22 protein-coding genes are annotated in these 26,577 nt (G+C 73.8%); 4 read left to right on the plus strand and 18 right to left on the minus strand.

Annotated elements, in window-relative coordinates; all coding sequences use genetic code 11:
• Nucleotides 1–28: 28 nt before the first annotated feature.
• From OHA89_RS21265 to OHA89_RS21340, 16 genes are all read right to left on the minus strand, one after another.
• Complete coding sequence (locus OHA89_RS21265; protein ID WP_406366838.1) at nt 29–1,102, minus strand: zinc ribbon domain-containing protein; 1,074 nt, start codon at nt 1,100–1,102, stop codon at nt 29–31.
• 41 nt (nt 1,103–1,143) lie between these two features.
• Nucleotides 1,144–1,716 carry a phage tail protein gene (locus OHA89_RS21270; protein ID WP_266609351.1) on the minus strand — a complete coding sequence of 191 codons (573 nt, stop codon included), beginning with the start codon at nt 1,714–1,716 and terminating at the stop codon, nt 1,144–1,146.
• Entirely contained in the window at nt 1,713–3,689 is a 1,977-nt protein-coding gene (locus OHA89_RS21275) for a putative baseplate assembly protein (RefSeq protein WP_266609352.1), read from the minus strand. The genes OHA89_RS21270 and OHA89_RS21275 overlap by 4 nt, the downstream gene beginning before the upstream one ends.
• Nucleotides 3,689–4,111, minus strand: a complete 423-nt coding sequence (locus tag OHA89_RS21280; RefSeq protein WP_030722541.1) for a GPW/gp25 family protein — start codon at nt 4,109–4,111, stop codon at nt 3,689–3,691. Before OHA89_RS21280 ends, OHA89_RS21275 begins: the two co-directional genes overlap by 1 nt.
• Nucleotides 4,111–4,428 (minus strand): PAAR domain-containing protein, encoded by a 318-nt coding sequence (locus tag OHA89_RS21285; RefSeq protein ID WP_257555752.1) that lies wholly within the window; start codon nt 4,426–4,428, stop codon nt 4,111–4,113. Before OHA89_RS21285 ends, OHA89_RS21280 begins: the two co-directional genes overlap by 1 nt.
• A 51-nt stretch (nt 4,429–4,479) precedes the next feature.
• Nucleotides 4,480–6,297, minus strand: a complete 1,818-nt coding sequence (locus tag OHA89_RS21290) for a VgrG-related protein (protein WP_257555753.1) — start codon at nt 6,295–6,297, stop codon at nt 4,480–4,482.
• Nucleotides 6,294–7,019, minus strand: coding sequence for a LysM peptidoglycan-binding domain-containing protein (locus OHA89_RS21295; RefSeq protein ID WP_215148462.1), 726 nt, complete (start codon nt 7,017–7,019; stop codon nt 6,294–6,296). Before OHA89_RS21295 ends, OHA89_RS21290 begins: the two co-directional genes overlap by 4 nt.
• A gap of 70 nt (nt 7,020–7,089) precedes the next feature.
• Nucleotides 7,090–7,515, minus strand: a complete 426-nt coding sequence (locus OHA89_RS21300) for a phage tail protein (RefSeq protein ID WP_215148464.1) — start codon at nt 7,513–7,515, stop codon at nt 7,090–7,092.
• A gap of 3,010 nt (nt 7,516–10,525) precedes the next feature.
• Nucleotides 10,526–10,684 carry a DUF6760 family protein gene (locus OHA89_RS21305; RefSeq protein WP_215146541.1) on the minus strand — a complete coding sequence of 53 codons (159 nt, stop codon included), beginning with the start codon at nt 10,682–10,684 and terminating at the stop codon, nt 10,526–10,528.
• Nucleotides 10,681–11,178, minus strand: coding sequence for a zinc-ribbon domain-containing protein (locus OHA89_RS21310; protein ID WP_215146542.1), 498 nt, complete (start codon nt 11,176–11,178; stop codon nt 10,681–10,683). Before OHA89_RS21310 ends, OHA89_RS21305 begins: the two co-directional genes overlap by 4 nt.
• A complete protein-coding gene (locus OHA89_RS21315; RefSeq protein WP_030388073.1) occupies nt 11,175–11,615 on the minus strand; it encodes a phage tail protein in 441 nt (146 codons plus the stop codon). Before OHA89_RS21315 ends, OHA89_RS21310 begins: the two co-directional genes overlap by 4 nt.
• Nucleotides 11,616–11,650: 35 nt before the next feature.
• A complete protein-coding gene (locus OHA89_RS21320) occupies nt 11,651–13,207 on the minus strand; it encodes a phage tail sheath family protein (protein WP_406366841.1) in 1,557 nt (518 codons plus the stop codon).
• Between the two features lie 168 nt (nt 13,208–13,375).
• Nucleotides 13,376–15,466 carry an ATP-binding protein gene (locus tag OHA89_RS21325; protein WP_406368543.1) on the minus strand — a complete coding sequence of 697 codons (2,091 nt, stop codon included), beginning with the start codon at nt 15,464–15,466 and terminating at the stop codon, nt 13,376–13,378.
• A gap of 8 nt (nt 15,467–15,474) precedes the next feature.
• Nucleotides 15,475–16,179 carry a DUF4255 domain-containing protein gene (locus OHA89_RS21330; protein WP_266609356.1) on the minus strand — a complete coding sequence of 235 codons (705 nt, stop codon included), beginning with the start codon at nt 16,177–16,179 and terminating at the stop codon, nt 15,475–15,477.
• On the minus strand, nt 16,176–19,331 hold the full coding sequence (locus OHA89_RS21335; RefSeq protein ID WP_406366843.1) for a hypothetical protein: 3,156 nt from the start codon (nt 19,329–19,331) through the stop codon (nt 16,176–16,178). The genes OHA89_RS21330 and OHA89_RS21335 overlap by 4 nt, the downstream gene beginning before the upstream one ends.
• A gap of 179 nt (nt 19,332–19,510) precedes the next feature.
• Entirely contained in the window at nt 19,511–20,182 is a 672-nt protein-coding gene (locus tag OHA89_RS21340; RefSeq protein ID WP_406366845.1) for a LuxR C-terminal-related transcriptional regulator, read from the minus strand.
• A gap of 181 nt (nt 20,183–20,363) precedes the next feature.
• Between OHA89_RS21340 and OHA89_RS21345 the strand changes: the two genes are divergently transcribed.
• Entirely contained in the window at nt 20,364–21,719 is a 1,356-nt protein-coding gene (locus OHA89_RS21345) for a hydrolytic protein (RefSeq protein WP_266609358.1), read from the plus strand.
• Nucleotides 21,720–22,049: 330 nt separating this feature from the next.
• Here the strand turns inward: OHA89_RS21345 and OHA89_RS21350 are convergent, their stop codons facing one another.
• Complete coding sequence (locus OHA89_RS21350; RefSeq protein WP_406366847.1) at nt 22,050–22,226, minus strand: hypothetical protein; 177 nt, start codon at nt 22,224–22,226, stop codon at nt 22,050–22,052.
• Between the two features lie 226 nt (nt 22,227–22,452).
• Entirely contained in the window at nt 22,453–22,890 is a 438-nt protein-coding gene (locus OHA89_RS21355; RefSeq protein ID WP_030161262.1) for a hypothetical protein, read from the minus strand.
• A 304-nt stretch (nt 22,891–23,194) separates the two neighbouring features.
• Here OHA89_RS21355 and hemL point away from each other — a divergent pair, with 304 nt between their 5' ends.
• The 3 genes from hemL to OHA89_RS21370 all read left to right on the plus strand — a co-directional run bounded on the left by hemL (nt 23,195) and on the right by OHA89_RS21370 (nt 26,570).
• Nucleotides 23,195–24,517 (plus strand): glutamate-1-semialdehyde 2,1-aminomutase, encoded by a 1,323-nt coding sequence (gene hemL / locus OHA89_RS21360; protein ID WP_266609360.1) that lies wholly within the window; start codon nt 23,195–23,197, stop codon nt 24,515–24,517.
• Complete coding sequence (locus OHA89_RS21365) at nt 24,514–25,194, plus strand: histidine phosphatase family protein (protein WP_215146549.1); 681 nt, start codon at nt 24,514–24,516, stop codon at nt 25,192–25,194. The genes hemL and OHA89_RS21365 overlap by 4 nt, the downstream gene beginning before the upstream one ends.
• A gap of 158 nt (nt 25,195–25,352) precedes the next feature.
• Nucleotides 25,353–26,570, plus strand: a complete 1,218-nt coding sequence (locus tag OHA89_RS21370) for a hypothetical protein (RefSeq protein WP_406366850.1) — start codon at nt 25,353–25,355, stop codon at nt 26,568–26,570.
• The last annotated feature ends 7 nt before the right edge of the window (nt 26,571–26,577 follow it).

Consider the following 26,577-nt stretch of genomic DNA (forward strand, 5'->3'; position numbering starts at 1 on the left):
GGCTCCTCGCGCGTGATTCGCCGGGCCGTCAGCTCCGCTGGAAGAACTCCACCTCCGCCAGGGCGAGATGGCGGTCCGGAGCCGTCAACCCGGCGGGGGCGTCGAGGGTCAGCCGGATCGTCGTGGCGTCGCTGATGCCCGTGGGGAAGGTCTGTGGACCGGGCTTGTCGCTCAGGGTGAGCTTCTTGCGGACCTGCCGGCCGTCCCGCGACGTCACTTCCATGTCGATCTGGAGCGCCCGTCCCTGTTTCGCGTAGTCCTCCGGCGAGGACGAGGCGCCGTTGGTGATGATCACGTCGACCAGGCGGAACGGCTTGGTGAAGGTGTAGGTCACCGAGGCACCGGGGCCGGGCGCGCCCCAGTAGCGGTTGCTGAGCCCGTCCGTGGCGTGGCTCACCGGGTGCCCGGGCAGCTCGGCGCTCGCCTCGACGCGGGCCGCGGTCACCGCCTTGGCCTTGCCGAGCTTGTCCCGGGTGTCCTCGATCAGGTGGCGTCCGGCCGGCAGCATCAGGAAACCGGCCGCGCACAGGGCCAGCACCACGGCCAGGATCACCAGGAAGCGCACCATCCGGCCCGAGCCCGCCCGTGTGCGGCGGCGGAACGGCCAGACCGTCCGCCACCACGGCAGGGGAGCCGGTGCGGTGCCGGGCGTCAGCGGCGCCGCGCAGCGGCGGCAGAAGCGGCGGTCCGGCGGGTTGGGAGTGCCGCAGGAGGGACACGGCACCCCGGCCACGTCGTCGTTCACCGCGGCGGGACGCACGACCGGGCGCGGCGCGACGGCCTTCGCGGGCTGGACGGGCTGCGGGGCCGATGCCTCCGGGGCGGCGGGCGGTACGGCGGCGGCGGGCGGCACAGTGGCGGGGGTCGTGCGCGGCTGGGTGTCGGGGCTCCGCCCCGCGCCCGGTGCCTCAAACTCCCCCAGACTCCGTCCGGGGGGACCCCCAGGCGGGGCTGGAGTTGCCTCGGTGGCGCCGTCGGCGCTCCGGGCGGCGGGCGGCGGGGATTCCGCCCGTTCCGGGGCCGTGGCCCGGGGGGTGGTCGGGGTGGTGTCTTCCGACCAGCCCAGGTAGGCACCGCAGTTGCCGCAGAAGTCGTCCGTCACACCATTGGACGCACCGCACACGGGACACGCACGCAACGCCGTCACCTCCCTTCACCCGCGGGCGGCCCGGACAGGACCTCCACCCGACAGACCGTGTGGACAGGGCACAGGGTGCGGACGAGCGAGCGGACCCGGTCCGCGTCCACCTCGTACGCCCCTCCCTCGCGGTGCGGCCACACCCGTACCAGCACCTCGTCGGCCGGGGGAGGGGGCAGCTCGCCGCCGCCCGTACGGGACCAACTGGCACCGCCGTCCCCGCTGACCTCGGCGGACACGCCCAGCACCAGGCGCAGGGCCTCGGTCAGGCCGCGCCGGGTGCCGCGCCATCGGTGCAGTTCCACCGCGCGGGCCACCGCCTCGCGCCGCAGTTCGACCGGCCAGCGGGGGTCGTCGACACCGCCCACCCAGGAGGCCAGCCAGGACAGGAAGTCGGCCGGGGCCAGCCGGGGATCGAGGTAGGAGGGCAGGTTGTCGAGGGTCGTGAACACCGGGGCCAGGACCGTGTCCAGCCCCGCCGTGAACCGCTGGGCGAAGTCGTCGTCGGCGTACAGCGCGGGCAGCTGCGCGCCGATCGGGTGCCGGCTGGGCAGGCCGGGGACGGCGGCCCGGCTCATCCGCGGACCTCCGGCTCCGGGGCCGTCACGACCACCTGGTGCTGGTAGGAGAAGACCAGCGCGCCCGCGCCGATGTCGATCCGGTCGACCGGGGCACCGCGCCGCCCCGTGATCGGGTCGGCGGCGAACATCCGGATCTCCTCCACCAGCACGTCTCCGATGGCGCGTTGCAGTACGCCGAACACCTCGCCGTACTGCACGGGCCGGCCGAACGGCCAGCCGGCGCCGTCGGGCCCGCCGCGCAACGGGTTGAGGTGGCGGAACAGCGCGGCGAGCGCCGCGTCGCGCACCCGGTCCGCGTCCCCGGCGGGCGCCGACAGCCGGGCGACCACGGTGACGCCCTGGTAGACGGGCGGCTCCACGACGAGGCGCGTGCCGATCAGGCGCCGTTCGTCGAGGGTGGTGGTGATCGCGGTGAGCACCTGGTCGGAGGGGATCAGCTGCTCGAAGCGGAGCCGGTCGCCCTCGTCGGCCACCGCGTCCGGCACCACCAGGACCCGTACCGCGCCGGCCTCGCCGCCCGTGGCGGGCAGACAGCGGACCCGGCGCACCGAGGGCGCCGCCTGGCGGGCGATGATCTCGTAGTCCTCGGCGGTCACCGCGCGCTCCTGCATGCGCAGCGTCTCCGGCGCCCGCAGCTTGGCGTTGTCGATCGTCTCCCCGGCGACACCGCCGCGCGCCGCCTCCCGGTTGGTGACCCGGGCGACGTACGGGACGGAGCTGCGCAGTACGGAGATGGCGCCGCGGGAGACGTTGCCCGCCGGGCCGCCCCCGGTGCGGTAGCGGGCCACGCGGACCTGGGAACCCTTGGGCGGTACGGCGCCGCAGGGGCGCAGGGTGCCGTCGGCCTCGCGCAGGACCGGAGGGAACGTGAACTCGCCGGTGGTGGCGTCCACGCGCACGTGCCGGTCGTCGGGCGCCGAGCGGCCGAAGTGCTCCACCACGTCCCAGCGCTGCCACCCCTCGGGGGAGGACACCTCCACGACCGGGGGCTCCCCGTCGAGCAGCACGGGCGGGCGGCCGAGCCGGAACGTCTGCCCCGCCACCCCCTCCGACGCGCCGAGCGGTACGTCGGTCACCCGCTCGGCGTGCTCCACGGCCATCGTGCCGCCGACGGTGAAGACGGCGGCCTCGCGCACGGTCGGGGACTCCGAGTAGAACGGCTGGCCGGGCTCCGGCTCGGTGACCCGGCAGCGCAGCCAGCCCGCGCGGGTCCCGCTGATCAGCGACGCGGTGTGCCCGGCCGGTACGTACACGATGACCTCACCGGGCCGGTTCAGACCGCCGGTGCTGTCGTCGCCGGTCTCGCAGCGCTGCCACCGGCCGCCGTCCCACGCCTCCCACACCAGCGGGGGCTGGCGCGGGTCGACACCCACACCCTCGACGCGGCTGTCGAGGCGCACCGCGACCACGCAGCGCGGCACCGCGGTCGGCAGGCCGAACAGCAGCGCGTCGCCGGGCTCGGGCGTCGCCTGGAAGCACGGTATGTCGCGGCCCTCGGCGAGCGCACCGGTCCGGTCGGTCAGGTCACCGGTGCGGGGCGCGGTGACCAGGCGCGTCAACTCGCTCGGCACGATCCGCAGATCGCCGGTGGTGGCGAAGACCACGGCCTCGGTATCGGTGTGGGGATCGGTCTCGCCGGCCGCGGTCGTCACCTCGGTGCCCGCGGGCAGCGTCACCGTCTCGGGCTGCGGAGCCGACAGCCAGAAGTCGACGTCGGCGACGGCGGCCGAGGGCGGGTACAGCTGGATGCCCAACAGGTCCAGGAACGCCAGGTAGTTCTTGTCCGGAACCCGGTTCAGCCGGTACAGCAGCTGGTCCACGAGATAGGCGAACGTCTCGATCAGGGTGACGCCCGGGTCGGAGACGTTGTGGTCGGTCCACTCCGGGGCGCGCTGCTGCACGTACCGCTTCGCCTCGTCGACGAGCTGCTGGAACCGTCGGTCGTCCAGGTTGGGGGAGGGCAGGGCCATCAGTCCGCGACCATTTCCTCGGCCCCCTCCTCGGAGGGGATCGTGTAGAAGGGGAAGACCAGGTTGCGCCGGTCGTTGGTGGTGCGCACCGTGTAGTGCACATCGATGTAGAGGGTGCCCGCCTCCACGGAGTCGAAGGCCACGACGACCTCGTCGACCGCGATCCGGGGCTCCCACCGCTCCAGGGCCTCGCGGACCTGCTGGGCGACCCGGCCGGCGGTGTCGCCGTCGCCGGGGGCGAAGACGTACTCGTGGATGCCGCAGCCGAACTCGGGCCGCATCGGCCGCTCGCCGGGCGCGGTGCCCAGGACCAGCCGGATGGCCTCCTCCAGCTCCCGCTCCCGCTCGACCATGGCGATCCCGCCGGTCGGCCCGACGCGCAGGGGGAACGCCCAGCCGCGTCCGATGAACCGCTCGCTCATCACACGCCCCCGATCAGGACGTTCATGGCGCCGGTCAGGACCATCGCGCCGCACGCGGTCTGGTCACGGGCCCGGGCGGCGGGCAGTCCGCCGATGAGCACCGCGCCCGCGGCGAGGCCGGCCGGATTGGGCAGGATCACGTTGGCCGGGCCCGTCGCCGCGTGCGGCGGGACCGGGCAGACGTGCAGGCTGCCCACGACGGCGGCGGGCTGCCCGCCGATCAGCACCGTCGCCACCGCCGCGGCGGCGCCGGGCGGCGGCGTGGCGATCCGGCCACCGTGGTTGGTGGGGTCGCCGGTACGGGCTGCGGCTGGCATCGGATGCTCCTCGGGGAAGGCGGTCGTGGCGGCAGGTGGGGGAGGGGGGTGTCAGTTGATCCGGATGAGCCGGGCCTTGAGGACGGCGAGCAGGCCGCCGTTGACGGTGACGTCCGAGGTTCCGTTCACCCGAACCGACCGGCCGCCGATGCTGACCCCGGCGGTTCCGTCGATGTCCACCTGACGGCCGGACACCTTCACGGTGCCCTGCCCGGCGTCCAGCGTGATGCCGTTCTTGTCCATGAGGACGGAGGTCAGCGGACGGTTCCGCCCCGCGTACACGGTGAGCTCGATCCGGTCTCGGCGGTCGTCCATGCGTACCTCGAGCCGTTCGTCCCCGGTCACCAGCCGCAGCCCGGAGGGGCCCGGCGCCGCCGCGTCCAGCAGCTCCACGCGGTGGCCCGAACGCGACACCACCGAGCGGCGGTTGACCTTGCCGCTGGTCTTGTCGATCAGCGGCACGTCGTGCGGTGACGGCTGGTCCACGCCGTTGTAGAGCCCGCCGATGACGTACGGACTGTCGAGCAGCCCCTGCTCGAACCCGACCAGCACCTCGTCGTTGACCTCGGGGCTCACCACGCCGCCGCCGCCCTTGCCGCCCCACTGGACGGTGCGCACCCAGTCGGTGACGTACGTGTCGTCCAGCCAGGGGAACTTCAGGCGCACCGCGCCGCGTTGGGAGCCGTTCGGCTCGCGCACGTCCGTCACCACGCCGATCGCCAGACCGGGGATGCGCGGGCCGCGTCCCGGCGCGTTGGCGCCGGTCACCAGGCCGGTCAGGGAGCGGTCCGGGCTGGCGCTGACCCACACGGTGGTGCGGTAGCCGCCGTGCGGCTCCAGGACGTGCTGCACGGCCGTCGCCGTGTACCGGCCGGAGAACGCCTGCCCCACGTTGCCGAGCGCCACCGGCTTGCCCGCCCGCAGCATCGGGTTCCCCTCGGCCACCGCCTCCAGCTCGCCGAAACCGGCGCTGACCTGGTCCGCCGCCGCCTTCGCGACCGCCGTGGTCTCGGCCTGCGTGCGGTAGGGCGTGTCGGTGACGGCCACGGCCGACTTCCCGAACCGGGCCGCGAACTGGGGGCTGAGGCCCGGTACCACCGTGTCGCTGACCACGGACGGCTGCTCGGCGACCAGCGGCCGCTTGGTGGTCACGTCCCAGCCGCGCACCTGCACCTTCGAGGCGCCGTCGGCGGCCGACAGCGACGCGCGCAGGGCAAGGAGGTTCCGCCCGTACTCCAAGACCATCGGATTGCGCGTCGACGAAGTCGACGGGGCGGGCGCCCCGGAGGCCTTCACGGGCTTGGTGAACTGGAGCAGCCCCTTGTCGTCGACGCGCACCTGCGCGCCGCTCTCGCCCGCGAGGAACTGCAGGAAGTCCCAGTCGGAGACGTTCGCCTGGGACAGCTGCTTGTACGTCACCGGCGCGGCCTCCACCTTCCCGACGGCCAGTCCGGCGCCCGCGGCCACCTTGCGGACGATCGCGGCGGCCGTCATGTTCCGGTACGCCACGACCTTGCGGCCGCGCTGGAGGCGGTGCGCCTTGGAGTAGGCCCGTACGACGGTGAACGAGCCGGTGCGGTCCCGGTCGATCTCCAGGGCCGTGACCTCGCCGTTGAACAGCCGTTCCCGCGCCTGCCCCTTCACGGTCATCACCGACACCCGCAGCGGGGAGCCGATGGTGATGCCGGTGGCGCGCAGGAACTCGTGGTCGGGGTCGCGGTAGGTGAGCAGCGCCGTGTCCGGCAGGCCCACGTTCTCGTCCACCACACAGCTCACCAGCTGCGCCGCCCAGATCTGCGGCAGTTCGCCGGGTGCCTCCACGATCGGGTCGGCCGCGAACGACCGGCCCCCGGGCTCGGATCCGCTCACCGCTGCTCCTCCTCGTCGTCGCGGTCCCGCAGGGCCGGCACCACGAGCTCGGTGCCGGGGACGAGCGCCATCGGGTCGTCGATGCGGTTGGCCTCCGCGATGACCCGCCAGGCCGTCGCGTCGCCGTACTCGTGCCAGGCCAGCATCGCCAGACTGTCGCCCGCCACCACGATGTGCGTGCTGCGGGCGGTGCGTGCCCCGGAGGTCGGGTTCTGGCCGGCCGGGTCGACGCTCGCCTCCTCGATGGACAGCGAGCAGGTGGCCCGCAGCGGCTTGCCGTCCACGTCGAAGAGCGTGTACGACACCGACAGGTTCGACAGGACCCCGTCGAACGACGTCGTGCGCGCGCTGCCCCACTCGAAGCGGACCCAGGGGCTCGCCGGCTTCTTGCGGCCGAGGCTGGCCGGCGTCGGCACGCACGCCTTCATCAGCTTCTCCACCGCCTGCTCCACCGAGTTGTCGTGGGTGGCGGTGGCGTCGAGGAACACCTCCAGGCTCAGGGTTCGCGGCCCGCTGCCCACGAACTCGGGCAGCGCCGACTGCCCCGCCATCCGGGACGGGGACCGCCGCCACTCGGTGGTTTTGCCGAGCTGCAGGGTCGAGGGGTTGAACTGGAGGTTGAGCTTCGCGATCGTCCCGCCGGGCTTGGCGCCGACCGAGGTCGGGGGCTCTTTGAGGGTGAGCTGGGCCCTGGCGCGGCTGGCGCGTGCCGATGAGGCCATGGCGTGGACTCCCTTCCGGAGCGGTGACGACGAAGCGGACGAACGGGGGATGAGCTGGGCGGCCGGGTGGTCAGGAGGGCAGCAGACCCGCGTGGGCGATCTCCAAGCTCTCCACCGCCGCTTCGGAGTTGGCGGGGTCGAAGGACGGCCCCTGCCATCGCACCGGGACGATCCCGAACACCTGCCAGCTGATGATCCGGCTCAGATCGGGCCGCAGTGCCACGATCTCGCCGTCCTTGGGCTCGACCCGCCGCAGCGTCTCGTCCAGCCAGCGGCCGATCTTCGCCGTGTCGGCGGTGACGGGCCGGGTGAGGGTGATGTTCGACCAGCTCACGCGCCCCGGGAGCTGCCAGGTGAAGCCGTTGTTGCCGCCCTCGGCGTAGCTCTCCATCTCGACCTCGGCGCCCATGCCGGAGCAGGTGTGGAAGGCGCCCAGGTCGTTGCCGCCGATCGCCAGCCGGAAGAACACGCTTGTCGCGAAGATGTTGTCCGTCATCGGTCCGTCGTCCGTTTCTCGTTCGTCCGTGTTCTCAGCGTGCTCGGCGTGCGCGGCGTGCTCAGCGTGCTCGGTGTTGTCAGCGGCGCCCGTCGAAGGGCCTGCCCGCGCGTTCCCGGCCGCGCCGCAACTCGGTACGGAGCAGACGGGCGACCGGATCCAGCAGGCGGCGGGCCAGGTCGTCCAAGTCGGCGTCGGCGACCTGCGGCGCCGCATCGCGCGAACTCTCGTGCCGGCCGGCCGCGGTGGTCCCCTTGGCCGGGGCCGGGCGCCCGCCGCCGCGGGGCGCGGGCCCGGCGGTCTGGACGCCGGCCGCCCGGGGGTGGTGCCCCGGCTGCCACCCGTGTCGCGCTGCACCGGTGGCGTGCTCGCCCGGTGGGGTCCGCTCGCCGGTGGGGCGGGACTGGTCGCTGCCGGGCTGATGGCAGGGGCCGATGTCCTGGGCCGCACCACGGGAACGGGCTGCGCCGAAGACGTGGCCGCCACGGACGGCTGGACCACGAGCGGCGGCGCGTACGGTCCCGACACGGGCAGCGGGGTGGCCGCGACCCGGGCGGCGGCCGGCGCGGGCGCCGGGCGCACGGCGCGTGCGGGACGCTGGCCGTGGCCCGGGGAGGCCGGGGACGCCGGGGCGGGGGTACGCGTCGCGGGGGTCGGCGAGGACGTTCCCCGCGGCCCGTCCGCGGCCCGCTGGACCTGCTGCGGCGCGGTGGACGGGACGGCCCAGCGTGCCGCGACCACGGGACGGCTTGCCGGGCGGGGAACGGGGGCGGCCGCGCTCCCCATGTCACGGGTGCCGAGGGCCAGGGGCCGTGCCGCGAGGAGTTGGAGGGTCCGGGGCGCCGAGCGCGCTGCCTCGGCGCCGCGGGTGTGGTGCGGGGTTCCCGGGCCCGGGCGTGTGCTCCGGGCCGGTGACGACTTCTCGGTACGCCGTGATCCGGCGGGCATGGCAGGAGCAGTGCTCTGCGGGGTCGGGAGGTCCGGCGAGGCGGTGGCGGCCCGCTGGACGAGCGGGGGAGCACCGGCCGGGCCGCCGGGCGCGGGGGTGGTCGCGGCGGAGGGTCCGGCGGAGGGTCCGGCGGTACGGCGCTCCACGTTGCCCGCGCCCAGCAGAGGCGCGTGGACGGAGGGCGCCTGGGGCCGCGCGGAGTCCGTGGGCGCGGGCGCGCGCTGGACGTCGGCGGGGGCGGCGGGCGCGGGGGGACGCGCCGCTCGGGACCCGGACGACGGGGGAGTGGGCACGGCGGCGCTCGGCGGCAGTGCGGGCAGGGGCGCCCCCAGGCCGGAGCGCACGCGGGGGGTGGACGGTCCCGGGGCCGGACGCTCGGCCGCGGCTTCCGCCTGACGCTGGACCATCGGCATCGCCGGGGCGGGCGCGGAGTCGGGGGCCGCCGCTGCGGGGCGGCCCGACGGCGTGGCCGTGGGCGGCAGTTCGGTGAGGGGCGCCCCGAGCGGTGCGCGGCCCCGCACCCGCTGAACCGGCGTCTCGGAGCCGGCCGTGGGCGTGGTCGTGGTCGTGGGTACGACCGGTCCCGGGGCCGGGCTCTCGGCCGCGGGTCCTGCCTGGCGCTGGACCATGGGCATCGCAGGGGCGGGCGCGGAGTCGGGAGCCGCCGCTGCGGGGCGGCCCGACGGCGTGGCCGTGGACGGCAGTTCCGTGACGGGCGCGCCGAGCGGTGCGCGGGCTGCCGCACGCTGTACGGGCGTTTCCGGAGCCGTCTGCTCGGGGGCGGGGCGCGGTGTCTCGGGGGGACGTACGACGGACACGCGGCGCCGGGGCGTGGCAGCAGGGACCCGGGCGACGGTCAGCGTGCGGCCGACGGCGCGCGGCTGGACCACGGTCGTGCCGGTGGTGCCGGTGGTGCCGGTGGTGCCCGTGACCTCCGGGACGGAGGTGGAGGCGGGCCCCGCGGAGCCAGAGGTTCCGACGGATGCGGAGGTGCGCGCCGCGGCCCGCTGGACGGGCGGGCCGGACGGGGACGCGGCAGCACGCCCGGCAGCAGCCGCTCCCCGAGTGGCCGGGGCACCTGCGGCGGATGCGTCGGGGACCACCGCGATACGGCGGATCAGCGGGAACCGCGCAGGCGTCGGTGCATGGCCGGGCGCGGCCGGGGACACGGCCCGCTGCACAGCGGGAGCGGGCGTACCGAGCACGGCCGCGGAGTGCGTGGAGGTGAGGCCACGGGTATCGGTCGCCGTGTCGGCCGGGGAGCGGAGCTCCCGCGCGCCGCCGGGGGCGGTGGCACGCGCGACGACCGGGCCGGGTGCGCCGACGCCATGGCTGCGCGAGCGCTCGCCGCCGGGGGACGGTGGGACGGCGCCCGGTTCGGACGCCTGCGGATCCGGGGCCGGATCCGGGGCCGGGGTACGCGTACCCGAGGGACCCGGACGGGACGACGGCCCGCTCGGCGAAGGCGCGCCGGAGGGGGAGGCGCCGGACGAGGAGGCGCCGGACGACGGGGCGCCGGGGCGTACACGGCGCGAGATCTGCGGGAGGTCGCGCCCCTGCGGGGTGGCGCTCTTCCGCGGTGCAGCCGGACCCGGACCCGGACCCGGACCCCGGCCCGGACCGGACGACGAGGACCGTACGTGCTCGAACGGCTCCTCCGACCCGGGCGCGGCGTCCGCCTCGTACGGGCGCCGCAGCGCCCGCAGCAGCAGCGGGCCGCCGCCGCTGTGGGTGGGGCGTGCGGTGGCGGGGCGGGCGACCCCGCGTACGAGACCGGCCGGGGCGGACGGCAGGAGGGCGTGGGCGAGCCCGGTGTCGAACGACGGATCCCGCCAGGCGGCCAGGCCCGACCGGAAGGCGAGTCCGTCGCTGACACCCATCGGCGCGCGGGACACGGTCAGTCCGGGCGGCGACGTCATGCGCCAGCCGCCGTCCCAGTCGCCGGGTACGCCCACCTCCCGTGCGGCGGCGGCGCCGCCGGAGTTCGCCGCACCCGGGTCGGTCGTCGCGGCGTCCGGCACGGCGGCGCGCCGACGCAGCCTGTCCCGCCATGCCATGTGCTCAACCGCCTTCGTTCACACGGGTGTTGATACGAGCTATCTCGGTGACCCACTCCTGGCGCTCGCCGTGGGTCAGGTCGAGGATCTCGTCGCGCCGCCAGTGGAAGTGGTAGGCGATGTACGCGATCTCCTCCTTGAGCCGGGGGAGGGCGTACGTCACGATTCCCCCAGGCGCCCACCGGACAGGTCGACCTCGAAGCCGCCTTCGCAGTGCGGGCAGGTCACCGCCGCGCGGGTGTGCCCCTCGCTGTTGACGCGCCGGTAGAAGTCCTGGAGGAACGCGACGTCGGTCGCGTACATCCGCTCCACGATCCCGGCGTGCACGTCGGTGATGGCGCCGAGCCGGGTGATCACCTGGCTGAGCAGCACCACGCTCAGGTACGCCGGGTTCTCCTTGACCCGCAGATCGATCTGGGGGCGCAGCTCGTCGCGGGCGGTGGCCAGGCGCATCGCGCCGTGCCGGTGCACCGTGCCCGCCTCGTCCACGTACCCGCGCGGCAGCTCGAACTCGAACTCGGTGCGCAGCCCGTGGTCCTCGCGCGCCGCCGGAGCGGCGGCGGCCGGGGGTGCCGCCGCCTGCTCCGGGGCCGTCGTGGGCGCCGTGACCTGGAGGATCTCCTCCAGGTTGCCCGCCGTCACCGTACGACGTCTCATTCGACGATGATCTCCTCGAACACGATGGTCACGGACTCGGTGGCCGCCGCGGACTCGCCGGCCTTGAGGGAGGGGCCCTCCCACTTGGAGGCCCAGCCCTGCATCAGCTGGATGCGGCGGACGGTCGCGCCCGTGGAGTCCTTGATCTCGATGGTGAGGTTCTGCCGAGCGGTGTCGACGGCCCCGTTGTTCAGGGTCTCCTTGATCCACTTGGTGAACTCGCTGCTCTTGTCGAGTCCCCGGGTGATCGTGACCTCACCCGCCTGGCGGGCGCCGGGCTGCTTGCGGATGATCTGCTTGCCCTCCGCGCTGACCTGGCGGACCTCGACGACCTCTTCCTCGACGGTCAGGCCGCTGATCTCCTGGATCGATTCGACCAGGTAACCACCGAGCTGTACGCCGAAGATATGGGTGGAAAGAGCATCGCCCTCTGCCATGACTGTCGTTCACCTTTCCTTGCTGCCCCGGAGGGTCACTCGTCGATGAGGCTGGTGCTGTCGGAGAACTGAGCCAGCCGGAAGACCACGAACTCGGCGGGCTTGACCGGCGACACGCCGATCTCACAGACCACGCGGCCCTGGTCGATCGACTCCTGCGGGTTGTTGTCCCGGTCGCACTTGACGTAGAACGCCTCAGCCGCCGTGCGGCCGAACAGCGCGCCACGACGCCACTCCTCGGTCAGGAACGCGGTGACGTTGCGCCGGATGCTCGACCAGAGCCGGTCGTCGTTCGGCTCGAAGACCACCCACTGGGTGCCCAGGAGGATGGACTCCTCCAGGTAGTTGAAGAGGCGGCGCACGTTCAAGTAGCGCCAGGCCGGATCGGAGGAGAGGGTGCGGGCGCCCCAGATCCGGATGCCCCGGCCGGGGAAGGCCCGTACGCAGTTCACGCCGATCGGGTTGAGCAGGTCCTGCTCGCCCTTGCTCAGGCGCAGTTCCAGGTCCACCGCGCCGCGGATCACCTCGTTGGCGGGAGCCTTGTGCACACCGCGCTCGGCGTCGCTGCGCGCCCACACGCCGGCGACGTGGCCGCTCGGCGGGACGGTCGTGTTGTGCCCGGCGGCCGGGTCGAAGACCCGCACCCACGGGTAGTAGAGGGTGGCGTAGCGGGAGTCGTAGCCCGCCTCGTCGTTGCGCCAGGTGCGCACCTGCTGCGCGGAGAGGCCGGGCGGGGTGTCCAGGACGGCCACCCGGTCGCCCATCTGCTCGCAGTGCGAGATCACCGCGAGCTGCACGGTGCGTACGCCCTCGGCGTCGATGTCGCCGCGCTGGTAGGCGCTCATCAGGTCCGGCACCGCGACCATGGTGATCTCGTCGATGGTCTCCAGGCCGGCGAACCCGGTACGGGCGGCCGCGTCGCCGACGTACTCGGCCGGGTCGAGCCGGGACACGTCGCCGTGGCCGGCCGGAGCGGGCGCGGCCGGGGCGTCGGACAGGGCCACGGTCTGGGCGGCGGGCCGGGTCTGGCTCGCGCCCCGCTGCTCGGTGACCTCGATCAGCTTCGAGGCGCGGGCCTGGGTGACCAGGTAGCCCTTGACGCCCTTGCGGGCGGACACCTCGTAGGTCTCGGCCACCTGCTCGCCCTGGCGGACCAGGACCTTGAAGCGGTCCTCGGGCGGGTTCTCGCCGTCCGCGTCGGCGATCTCCACGGATACGCCGGTGACGCCGGGCCGGGCCGCGACCAGGAAGCCGCCGAGCTCGGCCGGCTCCGCCGCGCGGGTCAGGGGGCGTCCGCCGGTGGCGGCCGGTGCGGAGGCGTCCTGGCCGGACCCGCCGATGCGGACGACGTACGCGGCGCCGCCGCCGTTGGCGAAGTACCCGTAGACCGCGTGGGGCAGATAGGTGCCCTCGGTGAAGCCGCCGAAGTGCTGGCTGTACTGGTCCCAGTTGGTGACCAGGGTGGGCTCGTGGAACGGGCCGCTCTGGGCGAACCCGACGAACGCGGCGACGGCGGTGCCGACCCCTTCGATCGGGCGAGCACCGGACTGCACCTCCTCCACGTACACGCCCGGGGTGAGGTACGTCGGCATGCTCGCTCCTTCGCGTTACGGCTTTGAAATCAGGTCTGTCCACAGCCTTTCCGGCGGGCGTCACCGGCGGCAGGGGCAATCGGACCTGGCCGGGGGCAAGTGCGCTGCCCTCCTGGTCGGCCCCGCCGGACCGGCCAGGCAGCACGCCCGGCCGGTCCGCCGCGCTGCTCACACGTGCGTGACCTGGTCCACGTACGGCCCGAACTCGCCCTCCAGGAGCAGCCGGCCGAGCTTGCGGTACTCCTGGGCGACCGCCGTCACCACCTGGGGCATGGTCAGCGGCTCACCCGATGCGGCCGCGAAGTAGGCGGCGGTCACCGCGCAGGCCCGGATCGAGCCTCCGGCCAGTTCGAACCGGTCCGCGCAGAAGGCGAGATCGAGGTCGCCGGCCCGGGGCAGCCGGTCGCCCAGGCACCGCTCCCACAGGGCCAGGCGCTGGGTTGCGTCGGGTACCGGGAAGTCCGCGACCACGTCCAGGCGGCGGGTGAACGCCTCGTCGAGGTTGGCCCGCAGGTTGGTGGTCAGGATGGCGATGCCGTCGAAGGACTCCATCCGCTGGAGCAGGTAGGCCGACTCCATGTTGGCGTGCTTGTCGTGGGAGTCCTTCACCTCCGAGCGCTTGCCGAAGATCGCGTCGGCCTCGTCGAACAGCAGCACCGCGTTGACGGCCGAGGCCTCGGTGAAGATCCGCTCCAGGTTCTTCTCGGTCTCGCCGACGTACTTGTCCACGACGGTGGACAGGTCCACCACGTACAGGTCCATGCCCAGGTCGGCCGCCACCACCTCGGCGGACATGGTCTTTCCGGTGCCGGAGGAACCCGCGAACAGCGCGATCACCCCGCGCCCGCGCCCGCCGCCGGGCCGCATGCCCCACTGCCCGAGCACCTGGTCGCGGTGGCGGGCGCGCACCGCGAGTTCACGCAGCCGGCGGTGGGTGGGGGCGGGCAGCACCAGGTCGTCCCAGCCGACCGCGGGCTCCACCCGGCGGGCGAGGCGGGCGAGGCCCGCGCCGTTCTGGGCCCGTACGGCGGTCCGCAGGTCGCCGGGGGAGACCGGGCGGCCGTCGAGTGCGGCCGTGCGCACCGCGGTGTCGGCGGCGCGCCGCAGCTGCCCGGCGTCGAGGCGGTGCGCGGACACGGACCGGGCGAGCGCGTCGGTCTCCCCGGCCGCGCCGTGCTCCCCGGCGGCCCGCTCCAGCGCGTGCCGCCAGCGCACGACGTGCCGGTCGGGGGAGGGGGCCGCCACCGTCAGGGTGACGGGGGTGTCGGCCGCCCAGGCGGGTTCCCAGCCGCCCGCTCCGTACGTGAACAGGGGGATGCCGCGCAGCACCGTGCACAGCGTGCGCAGTACGCGGGCCCGCTCGTCGGGCTTGTCGGACAGTTCCTCCACCGGCCCGAGCAGCACACCGGCGCCCGTCAGGCGGGCCTCGCGGGCGGCGGCGCGGGCCAGTTCGGGCACGCTACGGGTGTGGTGGGCCAGTGCCGCGGCGTCCAGGGCCAGGGGGCTCAGCCCGCACGCGCGCAGCGCGGCGGCGGCCAGGCCCACGGGATCGCCGCTGCCCCGCAGGTGGACATGGCCGGTGCCGCTGCCGGCCGCGGCGACGGCCCGGTGCAGTTCGGCCGGGTCGACGGCCGGGTCGTCGGCGGCCTCGCCGAGCACGCCGGCCAGCCGCGGGTCGGGCGAGGTGTCGCCGAGCAGGTGGGCGGTGACCCGGTCCGGGACGGCCAGCACCCGTGACAGGGGCGGCCGTTCGGGCTCGGTGACCTCCAGCAGACCGCCCGCGACGAGCGGTGCGGCGGGGGAGAGCCGGAACCTCGCGGCCGCCGCGCCGGTGCGGCCGCACAGTTCGAGGGCGAGGCCGACGGTGGGCCGACGGCGGGTCAGGTCGTCGTTGAGGTAGCCGTAGAGCTGTTCGAAGCGGGCGTCCAGGTCCGGCGCCAGGGCGACCAGGAGCAGGTCCAGGTCGAGCGGCGCCAGCGCGAAGCGCGTGGCGAGGACATCGAGCGGCGAGCCGGGCGGGGGGCCGGCCGGTCCGAGCGGGGGCAGGGCGGCGTCGTGCGGTGCGTCCAGGATGCGGGCGGCCGCCGCGGGGGCGAGGTACTGGCCCCGGTAGGGGTCGTCCGGGTCGGGATCGACGGCGCGCCGCAGCGCCACGGCCTGCCGCACCCGCTCCTCGACGATCTGGAGCCGGGTCCACAGGTACGGGGTCGTGTCGGCCGGGTCCGGGTCCGGGGCCGGGGGTACGGGCGTGGGCTGGATGGTCTGCGTCACGGCTGCCGTTCTCCTCGCCGGCGGCGCGCGGGAGCCTTCGGCCGCTCGCGGGAGCCGCCGAAGCCCTCCGGTCCCGGCTCGCTCAGTTCGACGTAGCGCAGGCGGCGCGCGTTCTCGGTCCCGTCCGGTTCGGCCTGCGGCACGGAGCGTACGACGAGCCCCTCGGTGACCGGCGGGGCCGTGACCCTGCTGATGCCGGCCAGCGGTGCCTTCACGCGCAGCCCCAGCGACGGCTTCAGCTCGCCGCCCAGCGCCGACCACACGTCGGAGGCGGCCGGTGCGTCCATCCCGGTGCCCCCCGCGTCCACGTCCACCAGCAGGCCGAGTTCGGCGAGCGTGCCACCCAGCAGTCGCGGGGGCAGCGTGTCGGTGGAAACGAGGCAGGCCAGCACCTGCGAGAGCAGCCGGTGCTCGTCCTGTGGTCTGCTCGCCCACGCGGTGACCAGGTACGTCAGCTCGAACCAGCGGGGCGGGGTGCGGCGCGCGACGACGAACCCGTCCTCGTCGTACACCTCGCCCGCGCCGCTGCCGCGCCGGGTGTGGTCCTCGCGGATGTCGTACAGGAACACGCAGACCGTGGGCGCGCTGCGGCGCGCCGCCCAGTCACGCGTCGGCGCGTCGAACACCACCTCGACGCCCGACGCCTCCAGACCGGACTCCGCCAGCAGCCGGCGCAGCCCCTCGTCGACCTCGTGGATCACCGGCGGGTCAGCTCGTCGGGCGGCTGCACCGTGCCGCTGACCACGAGGAACTCGGTCTGCACCGGGGAGAATCCGGGGCCGCTCGCGATGATGACACGGGGGCCGGTCTGGTCCTTGGCGAGGATCAGCAGCTGGCCGATGAACGTGCCGTCGCGCCGCGGCAAGGTCGGTGCCGCCGCTGCCGTGATGCCCGGCTTCCACGTGAACCGCACCGGCGCGCCGGGCGGGAAGTCCTCGCCCCGTACGGAGGTGACGAAGCCGGGCTTGCCGATCGGCGGAACCGCGACGATGCGCGGCTGGAGGATGCGCAGCTGCTGCTCGGCGGTGTTGTCGCCGAGATCGGCGTCGGTGCCGGTCGTGGTGAGGTTGCCGGTCACCCGGCCGGTGAGCGCCTTGTCGGGGTTGAGGACGACCTGGAGCACGGTCCGGGCGCCCGGTGCCAGGTCAGGCAGCGCGCACACCCAGCTCTGGTCGCAGCCCGGCGGCGGCCCGTCGTGGGGCACGCCCTCGGGGAGGCCGATGCGCAGCCGCAGGCCGGTGGCCAGGGCGTTGCGGCCGTTGCGGACGGTGTAGGTGACGACGACGCGGCCGCCCACGTAGCCGGGGTTGGGCTGCGCCGTGACGCGCACCCCGGGGCCGGCCGGGGGTGCGGGCGGTTCCGGCTGCGGCGTGGGCGTCGGGGTCGGGGTCGGCGGGGCCGGGGTGGGGGTGGGCTTCGGCGTCGGGGGTACGGGTGCCTCGCGCACCGGCACCACGGTGCGGTCGGCGTTGTCGCTGGGGCGGGGGTCGAGGACGGTGCCGGTGACCGACCACTCCACCGGCTGGTCGCCGGGGGTGACGCCGGTGAGGGTGACGGTCACCGGGACGGTGGTGCCGGGCGGCACCACGCCCAGGGCGCAGGTCAGCGCCGCCGTGTCACAGGTGGCGCCGGGTGCGGTGAGCGCCGTGACGCTCACGCCGGCCGGGGGCGCGACGGTCAGCCGGGTACCGGGTGAGGCCGCCGGGCCGTGGTTGACGACCTCGACCCGGACGGTGGCGGAGCCGCCGACGGTGAGCGGCGCGGCCTTGTCCGGAGCCTGGACCGCAAGGTCCACGGACTGCTGCACGCTGGGTTCCTTCTGGCGGCCCGGCTGGCCGGTGACGAGCAGGTTGTGGGCGCCGGAGGCCACGTCCACCAGCTTCAGCTTCTCCGGGCTGTTGGGGGCCCGGGAGCCGCGGGCGCTGAGCACCAGGCTCTTGCCGTCGGCGGTCCAGGCGGCGTCGCGGGGCTGGAACGGTCCCTTGGCCGTGGGTTCGGGCAGTTCCCGGCCGCAGGCCCCCGGCACGTCGCGGGCGGCGTCGGGCAGCAGGACCCGGCAGGCGCCGCCCGCCGCGGAGGCGAGCAGGATGCCGCTGCGCTCGTCGACGCGGCCGGCGCCGTTCTTGCGGTTGAAGGCGATGGTGGCGCCGTCCGGTGAGAACGCCGGGCTGTCGTCGATGACTTCGCAGGCTCCGGGACAGATGGCGGCGCTCAGGTCGCGCTGCCGGTCCAGGCGGTCCACGGGCACGGTCCAGATGTGCTTGTTGCCGCCACCGCCGTTGATCACGAGGTTGCGGGTGAAGGCCAGTGTCGTGCCGTCGGAGGACCACGTGGGCTGGGCGTCGCCGCCCCGGGGCTGGCCCGCGGGCGGGGTGATCTCGCCCCGGATCGCGCCGGTGGCGGCGTCCGCGATCAGGATGCGCGAGGGGCCGGCGGCGGCGCCGACGCCGCCGGGCGAGGTCCGGGTGAAGGCGAGGGACTTGCCGTCGGGGGAGAACGTCGGGTCGGTGTCCCAGTCCTTGGGGCCGCGGCCGGCGAGCGGCAGGGCCGCCTCGTTGGTGCCGTCGGCGTCCGCCATCCAGATCCGTTCGATCCGGCCGTCGCGCGTGTCCTCGAAGCGGGTCAGTACGATCCGGCGCCCGTCGGGCGTGTAGTTCTGCCGCTCAGTCCACGGGTCGAAGCCGGGGGCGGGCTGGAACAGCGGGTCCTTGGCCGGGTCGGTGTTGGTGTCGGCCGCCGGGTCCTCCTTGAGGAGGGTCAGGTTGAGGTCGCGGGGGTCGGAGCCGTCCATCCGGGCGTCCTGCAGGGTCACCACGTGCGGTCCGGCCGCCGAGGTCCGCTCAACGACGGCGCCGCCGCCCTTGAGGGGCCCGAGCCAGGTGGGCGAGCCGACCTCGCGGTCCTCGCTGAGTACGAGCTGCGGCGTGTCCGCCGAGTGCGCGGGCACCCGGAAGACGTGGTCCCAGTCGCCCTCGCAGTCACAGGTGCGGTCCGGGCTGAGGAAGAGCACACCGTTCCCGTCGGGCAGCCACGCTGCCCCGTGGGTACGCCAGTTCGCCTGGGCACCGGCCAGCAGCTGCCCGTCCGTGCGGCCGTTCGTCCACCGCAGGCGGGGCCCGGAGGTCCCGGTGGCGGTGTAGGCGATGACGTCCCGGTTCGCCGCGTCGTCCACCGGGTTCCACACCGGCTCGGTGGCCGTGCCGTTGCCGGGGTCGGTGACGCGGGTGGCGGCGCCGCCCCGCAGGGGTCGTACGTAGACCTGCCGTCCGGCGGCCCGGTCCTCGTCGCTGGAGTACGCCAGACGTCCGCCGTCCGGCGAGACCGTGGGGTGTTCCTCGTTCGCGGGAGTGTCGGTCAGCCGGGTGAGGCCGGTGCCGTCGGTGCGCACCCGCCACAGGTCGCGCTGGGTGCCACCGGACCCGCCGGACTGGGGCGAGTCGAAGACGACCGCCCGGCCGTCCGGGGTCAGCCGGGGGTTCGCCGCGTCCAGGCCGCTGGTCAGGCGTCGCACCGAGCTGTCCGCGGACCGCAGGTAGACCTGCGGGGTCTTCTCGTCGCGGCGGCTGGCGAAGACCAACTGGTCGCCCAGCGCGGCGGGCTGGAGGTCCTGGTGGACCGGGCCCCCGCCGAACAGCGGGGTGCTGGACGTGCCGGTCGCCACCCGTCCCAGACTGCGGTGGCGCGTACCGGCGAACGCGACCCGGCTGTCACCGGCGTCGGCCGCGAGGGTGCGCGCCTCGGCGTCGCCGGGGCCGCTCGCCGCCGTCACCGCGAGCAAGGGGATCAGCAGCAGCAGCGACGCGCCGACTCTCCCCCAGCGGGGTTGCCCACCGCCGGATCCACCCGTGCCCATCAGGGTCCACCTCACCGTCCGGTGCAGCATCTACGTATGACCCCGCCACCCTGCGGCCCCGCACGTGCGGACCGGCAGGGCCGCGCGGCCGGACCCGGGGGAAGCGCCCGGTGCGCTTTCGGGCAGTGACGGGGGCGGCGGCCCGCCCGTCCGGGAGGCTGCCGGGCCGCGCCGCGCGGTCAGATCAGCCCGTTGCGCAGGGCGTAGCCGACCGCGTGCGTGCGGTTGCGCAGTTGCAGCCGCGTGATGACCTCGTGCAGCACGTTCTTGACGGTCCGTTCGGAGTACGAGGTCTTGCGCGCGATCTCCGCGGTGTCCAGGCCCTCCGACACCAGGCGCAGCATGTCCGCCTCGCGCGGGGTCAGGGTGGACAGGGACACGGCGCGCGGGTCGAGCGTCGAACGCTGCAGGCTGCCGACGTGGTCGAGGAGCTTGGCGAGCAGGTCACCGGGCAGCACGCCCTCGCCGTTCGCTATCGCCAGGACCAGACGCAGGAGCCGGTCCTGGTCCGCCTCGGTGCGCCGCAGCACCGCGGTGACCCCGCATTCGATGGCGCGCTGGAGCGCGTCCCCGGATTCGAACGTGCCGACCACGAGCCCGGTGCGCGTGCCGGTGTTGTGCCGCAGCCGGTACAGCAGAGCGGCCGTCTCGTCGTCCACGCTGTCCACGGTCACGAGCGACACCTGCGCGTCGTCGGCGTCGGCGTCGTCGACGAGATCGATCTCCGGTCGCTGGCGCAGCTGGTGGACGACCCCGACGCGCAGGATCGGGTCCGATGCGTACACGGCCACCGTGACCCGTTGGCCGGCGCGGGACGAGGAGTCGGGTCCGTTGTTGTCAGGCTGGGGCATGTGTCGTACCTGTTCCGTGATGGGTATGTCGGGATGCGCGATCGGGATTCGCGAAAGGAGGGATGATCAACAGGTGGGTCGGAACGAGGAGTTGAGGGGAGCCCGTGGGGGCATCGGGGCTGCCCGGAGCGTTGCCCTCGCGCCCGTGGAAGTGGCGACGGCGGCGCCCTAGCGTCGTGGCGTGATATCCCCAGCAGCCTCTTCCAGCCCTGGCGCGCCCGGCCTCGACATCTCGCCGGTGACGGTGACGCCTGGCGGCACCGCATCCACCAGCCTGACCGTCCGCAACGACAGCGACATCGTCGAGGCGTACCGCCTGGAGGTCGTCGGCGACTGCGCTGCGTGGACCACCGTGGAACCCGAGCGCGTCTCCCTCTACCCCGGCACCTCGGAAACGGTGACGATCCGCCTGGCCCCGCCGCGTTCGTCGCAGGTACGGGCGGGTGACGTGCCGCTCGCCGTGCGCGTGCTGCCCACCGAGCACCCCGAGTCCGTGCGGGTCCCCGAGACCACCGTGCACATCGAGGAGTTCCGGGAACTGCGCGCAGAGAGCGCTCCCAAACGCCGCCGCGGCTGGCTGCGCGGGCGCTATCGACTGGCCGTGCGCAACGAGGGCAACGCCCCCGTACGGCTCGGTTTCACCCCCGCGCAGCCGGGTGAGGAGCTGAAGTTCGACTTCCGCCCCCCGGCACTGAAGCTGGAGCCGGGGGAGTCCGCCGAGGTGGTGCTGCGGGTCCGCACCGGCAAGCCGGTGTGGTTCGGCTCCCCGGTGACCTGGCCGTTCACCGTCGAGGTGGCCGAATCCGGTGACGGTGACGGTGACGGCGGTGACGGCAAGGAGCGGCCGGAGCCGGGCGTCCGGGCCCCGCTGGAGGTGGAGTTCGTCCAGATCCCGGTCTTCCCGACGTGGCTGCTCGCGGTACTGGCCGCGCTGCTCGCGCTGTTGCTCGCCTGGTTCATGCTGGTGCGCCCGGCCGTGCGCAGCACGGCCAAGGAGGCCGCCGACGAGGTGGTCCAGAAGAGGCCGACGCCCAGTGCGGACGTGAACGGGCAGACCCCGGAGTCCGGTGGCACCGGCCGGCCGGCCGGCGGAGGCAAGAGCCCCCAGCCCGGTGCGGGCGGGGCGGGCGCGGGCGGTGCGGGAGGCGGGGCCGGACCGGGATCCGGCGGGGGCGCCGGAGGGCAGCAGAGCTCGGCCACCGTCGACCTGCAGACCGGCGGCGGGGAGACCAAGACCGGCGCCTACACGGTGCCCGCGGGCAAGACGTTCGGGATCACGGACATCGTCGTCGCCAACTTCCAGGGCGACGAGGGGGTGGTGACCATCAGCTTCGGTGACCGCAAGATCACGACGATCGCGCTGGAGACGTTCCGCAACCAGGACTACCACTGGGTCACCCCCATCAGCATCACCGAGAGCCAGACTGTGACCGTCCAGGTGACCTGTGCGAAGCCGGGCACCCCTGCCACCGGTCGTCAGGCGCAGGAGTGCCACGAGGTGCTCAACGTGAGTGGTGTGCTGAGCGATCTCCGGTGACCCGAGCGGAACAGACATCGTCGGTCAGGTCGTGCGCCAGGGCAAAGGGCGCGTTTGCCCCGGAGTCCGGAAATCGGTACTCCGGATGATCGATCAGACGTCCGTGCTTCGGTCGTGCGTTCTCATCCCAGTAGCCCCAGAGCGGCGAACTCCGGTCCCCTCAGCGATACTTGACTGAGCAGCAAAGATGGCCTGATTTCGACTACCTCCTGAGCTCCGGTCGGTGCGTGGGAACTCCCACATGCCGGCCGGAGGCCAGAACCGCCGTGGCGTCGCCATGATGTCCATGCCCCATTTGCCCTGGTTGTGCCCCTCGGAACCGGAAACCACTCAGGGGCCCGACCCGTTCTCGAGGACGCTGTCGGTCAATTCGGGCGCCTGGCGTGACAGGCGCTCACCGGTCGGTGCTCGGTCGAGGCCTCTGAGATAGACCCGGCTGGTGCGGTCGTCGACCCGCGCCACGGCGACCTTCAGCCAGTTGAGGCCGTCCTCGCGCGGCGCGCACACCCGACCTTCTCGGACCCTCGCCGGCAGATCGGGCTCCGGTAACCCCAGGTGCGAGAACGGGATGGGCGGTCCGCCGCCGGGGTGCCGTTGCCCGTCGTCCCGGAGCACCCGGCCACCAGCCCGGTGAGCACGGCCACCCCGCCGACCAGCGCCGGACGCCACCTGCTTCGCGGAGAGCGGCGTGGCAGCCCCCGCAAAGGGCTGCCCGTGTTGGCGAAGGGGCGGGTCAGGGCCAGACCAGGCAGTACGGCTGGTGGCCCGCCTCGTGGAGGCGGTGGGAGAAGTCCTGCCACTCGTGGAGCAGCTGGTAGACGTTGAACGCGTCGCGCGGGCCGCCGCGGTCCGGGACCGTGGACCAGATGAACGCGGCCGCGCCCACCGATTCCTCGCCGATGCCGCGCAGCGGGTCCACCACCGTCATGGGGAGCTTGACCACCGCGTAGTCGGGGTGGAGGACGACCAGCTCCAGCGGGGGCACCTTGTGCAGGGGTATGCCCTCGATGCCGGTCAGGACCATCGCGGCCACCGTCTCCGGCTTGATCTTGGTGAAGAGGCCGCCCATGCCGAGCTCGTCGCCGCCGAGCTCCTCCGGGCGCATCGTGACCGGGACGCGGGCCGCCGTCGCGCCGTCGGGCGCGCCGAAGTACTTGTACGTCACACCCATGCCGCGGCCCCTGGGCAGGCCGTCGGGCGCCTCCGCCGGCCCGGGAACCGCGTCGGCCGCCTCGGTGGCACGTCGGCGGTGCTTGCCCCGGCGGCGGGCCTCGCGGGCTTCGCGGGCGCGCTGCGGATCGAGGCCGTCCGTACCCTCGCCCGGTCCACCACCGCGTTGCATATCTCCACCCGACTGGTCTTGCTTGCCCCGGCTCCGCGGCCCCCGCCACGCAGCCTGATCATCATGGCAGTGACCTCCCCCGCGGCGGCGCGGTGAAACGCCCGTCCGCAAGTCTGTCGCGGCCTCTGAGACCATGGCTGGTGTGAGCTACCCGTACCCGTATGAAGCCCCAGTTTCGCAGACGCTCTTCGAGCGCGCCTCCCTCGTGACGCCCGGCGGCGTGAACTCTCCGGTGCGGGCCTTCCGCGCCGTGGGTGGTACGCCCCGGTTCATGGTGTCCGGCACCGGTCCGTACCTCACCGACGCCGATGGTCGAGAGTACGTCGACCTCGTGTGCTCGTGGGGTCCGATGATCCTGGGCCACTCGCACCCCGAGGTGATCGAGGCCGTCCAGGCGGCCGTCGCCCGCGGCACCTCCTTCGGCACGCCCGGCGAGGGCGAGGTCGCGCTCGCCGAGGAGATCGTCGCGCGCATCGAACCCGTCGAGCAGGTGCGTCTCGTCTCCTCCGGGACGGAGGCCACGATGTCGGCGATCCGCCTGGCGCGCGGCTTCACCGGCCGGGCCAAGATCGTGAAGTTCGCAGGCTGCTACCACGGCCACGTGGACGCGCTGCTGGCCGCCGCCGGTTCCGGGCTCGCGACCTTCGCGCTGCCCGACACCCCCGGAGTCACGGGCGCACAGGCGGGCGACACGATCGTCCTCCCCTACAACGACATCGAGGCGGTCCGGGCGGCCTTCGCCGCGCACGCCGGCGAGATCGCCTGCGTGATCACCGAGGCCGCGCCCGGCAACATGGGCGTCGTGACCCCGGCCGAGGGCTTCAACCAGGGGCTCGCCGACCTCTGCCGCGAGAACGGCGCCCTGTACATCTCCGACGAGGTCATGACGGGCTTCCGTACGAGCCGGGCCGGCTGGTACGGGGTCGACGGGGTCAAGCCGGACCTGATGACCTTCGGCAAGGTCATGGGCGGCGGCTTCCCGGCCGCGGCCTTCGGCGGCCGCGCCGACGTCATGGGCCACCTGGCCCCGGCCGGCCCGGTCTACCAGGCGGGCACGCTCTCCGGTAACCCGATCGCCACCGCCGCGGGCCTCGCGCAGCTGCGCCTGCTGGACGCTGCCGCGTACGAGAAGGTCGACGCGGTCTCGAAGGAGATCCAGGGCCTGGTCACGGCGGCGCTCGCCAAGGAGGGCGTGGCGCACCGGCTGCAGACCGCGTCCAACATGTTCTCCGTCTTCTTCACCGAGGACGAGGTCCGCAACTACGACGACGCCAAGAAGCAGGAGAGCTTCCGCTTCAACGGCTTCTTCCACTCGATGCTGGCGCAGGGCGTCTACCTGCCGCCGTCCGCCTTCGAGTCCTGGTTCGTGTCCACCGCCCACGACGAGCGGGCGGTCGAGCGGATCGCGGCCGCCCTGCCGGCCGCCGCCCGGGCCGCCGCGGAGGCCACCGCATGAGCAGCAGCGAGATCACCGTCGTCCACCTGGTGCGCCACGGCGAGGTGCACAACCCGGACGGGGTCCTGTACGGGCGCCGCGAGGGCTACCACCTGTCCGAGCTGGGCCGGCAGATGGCGGACCGGGTCGCCGAGCACCTGGAGAACCGGGACATCGCCTACGTGGTGTCCTCCCCGCTGGAGCGGGCCCAGGAGACGGCGGCGCCGATCGCCAAGAGCCACGGCCTGGACCTGGCCACGGACCGGCGCCTGCTGGAGGCGGAGAACGTCTTCGAGGGCAAGACCTTCGGCGTCGGCGACGGCGCGCTGCGCAAGCCCGGCAACTGGAAGCACCTGACGAACCCGTTCAAGCCCTCCTGGGGCGAGCCGTACGTCGAGCAGGTGGTCCGGATGATGAGCGCGCTGGAGGCCGCGCGCGACGCGGCCCGAGGCCACGAGGCGGTGGCGGTCAGCCACCAGCTGCCGATCTGGATCGTGCGCAGCTTCGCGGAGAAGCGCCGGCTGTGGCACGACCCGCGGCGCCGCCAGTGCACGCTCGCCTCGATGACGTCCTTCACGTACCAGGGCGACCGGCTGGTGTCGGTGGGCTACAGCGAGCCGGCCCGGGACCTGGTGCCCGCGCATCTGCTGGCCGGGGCGAAGCCGGTGAAGGGGAAGTCCAAGGCCTTCGGCGCCTGATCCGCAGCTCGTTGATCCACACTCTGTGACGATCTGTTACAGCTTTACCTAAATAAATACAAGACGCGCGGGAATCACCGTGTCAGCACACAAACTCAGGCTAATTGTCCGTTTATATAACGAACATGCGCCTTTGGGTCTGACGACGGGACGGTGACATGCGCGACTTCAGCCGAAGGGGAGTGCTCGGGCTCGGACTGGGTGCCGCGGCCGCGGGCATCGCGGGGTGTGGCGGCGGCGGATCCGGCCCGGGCAAGCCCGGCCCACTGGGCCCCGCCGCATCCGGACCGCCGCCGGCCAAGCCCATCGGTGACGGCTCCACCGCCGACACCGGGCCACAGCCCAACCAGCCGGACAAGCCCGTGCCCCTCCAGCCGGGCGAGACCCCGCCGCAGTTCGTCGTCTTCAGCTGGGACGGCGCGGGTGAGATCGGCAACGGCCTCTTCCCGCGCTTCCTCAAGCTCGCCAAGGACCACGGCGCGGGCATGACCTTCTTCCTCTCCGGCATCTACCTCCTGCCCGAATCGAAGAAGAGCCTCTACCAGCCGCCGAACAACCCCGTCGGAGCCTCGGACATCGGCTACCTCAAGGACGAGAACGTCCGCTCCACCCTGAAGTACGTCCGCGAGGCCTGGCTCGACGGGCACGAGATAGGCACCCACTTCAACGGCCACTTCTGCGGCGGCTCCGGCTCGGTCGGCAGGTGGACCGCGGACGACTGGCAGAGCGAGATCGACCAGGCCGTGTCCTTCGTCACCAACTGGCGCACCAACACCGGCTTCACCGACCTCGAACCCCTGCCCTTCGACTACCGCCGCGAACTGGCGGGCGCCCGCACCCCCTGCCTGCTCGGCCAGGACAACCTGCTGCCGACCGCCCACAGGCTGGGCTGGCGCTACGACTCCAGCTCGCCCGGCGGCCTCCAGGTCTGGCCGGTGAAGAAGGCGGGCGTCTGGGACCTGCCGCTGCAGTCCCTGCCCTTCCCCGGGCACTCCTTCGAGGTGCTGTCGATGGACTACAACATCCTCGCCAACCAGTCGAAGAACACCACCAAGGGCGTCCCCGCCAACTATCCGGGCTGGCGCACCCAGGCCACCGCTACCTACCTGGGCGGCTTCCGGCGGGCCTACGAGACCAACCGCGCGCCGCTCTTCATCGGCAACCACTTCGAGGAATGGAACGGCGGCATCTACATGGACGCCGTCGAGGAAGCCCTCAAGGGCATGGCGGACAAAAGGGATGTACGGCTCGTATCCTTCCGGCAGTTCACCGACTGGCTGGACGTCCAGGACCCCAAGGTGCTCGCCAAGCTCCGCGCCCTCGGCCCCGGCCAGTCACCCGCAGTCGGCTGGGCCGCGTACCTCGCCGCCGCCTGACCAGCAC

Source organism: Streptomyces sp. NBC_01546 (assembly GCF_045208355.1).
Classification (GTDB): Bacteria; Actinomycetota; Actinomycetes; order Streptomycetales; family Streptomycetaceae; genus Streptomyces.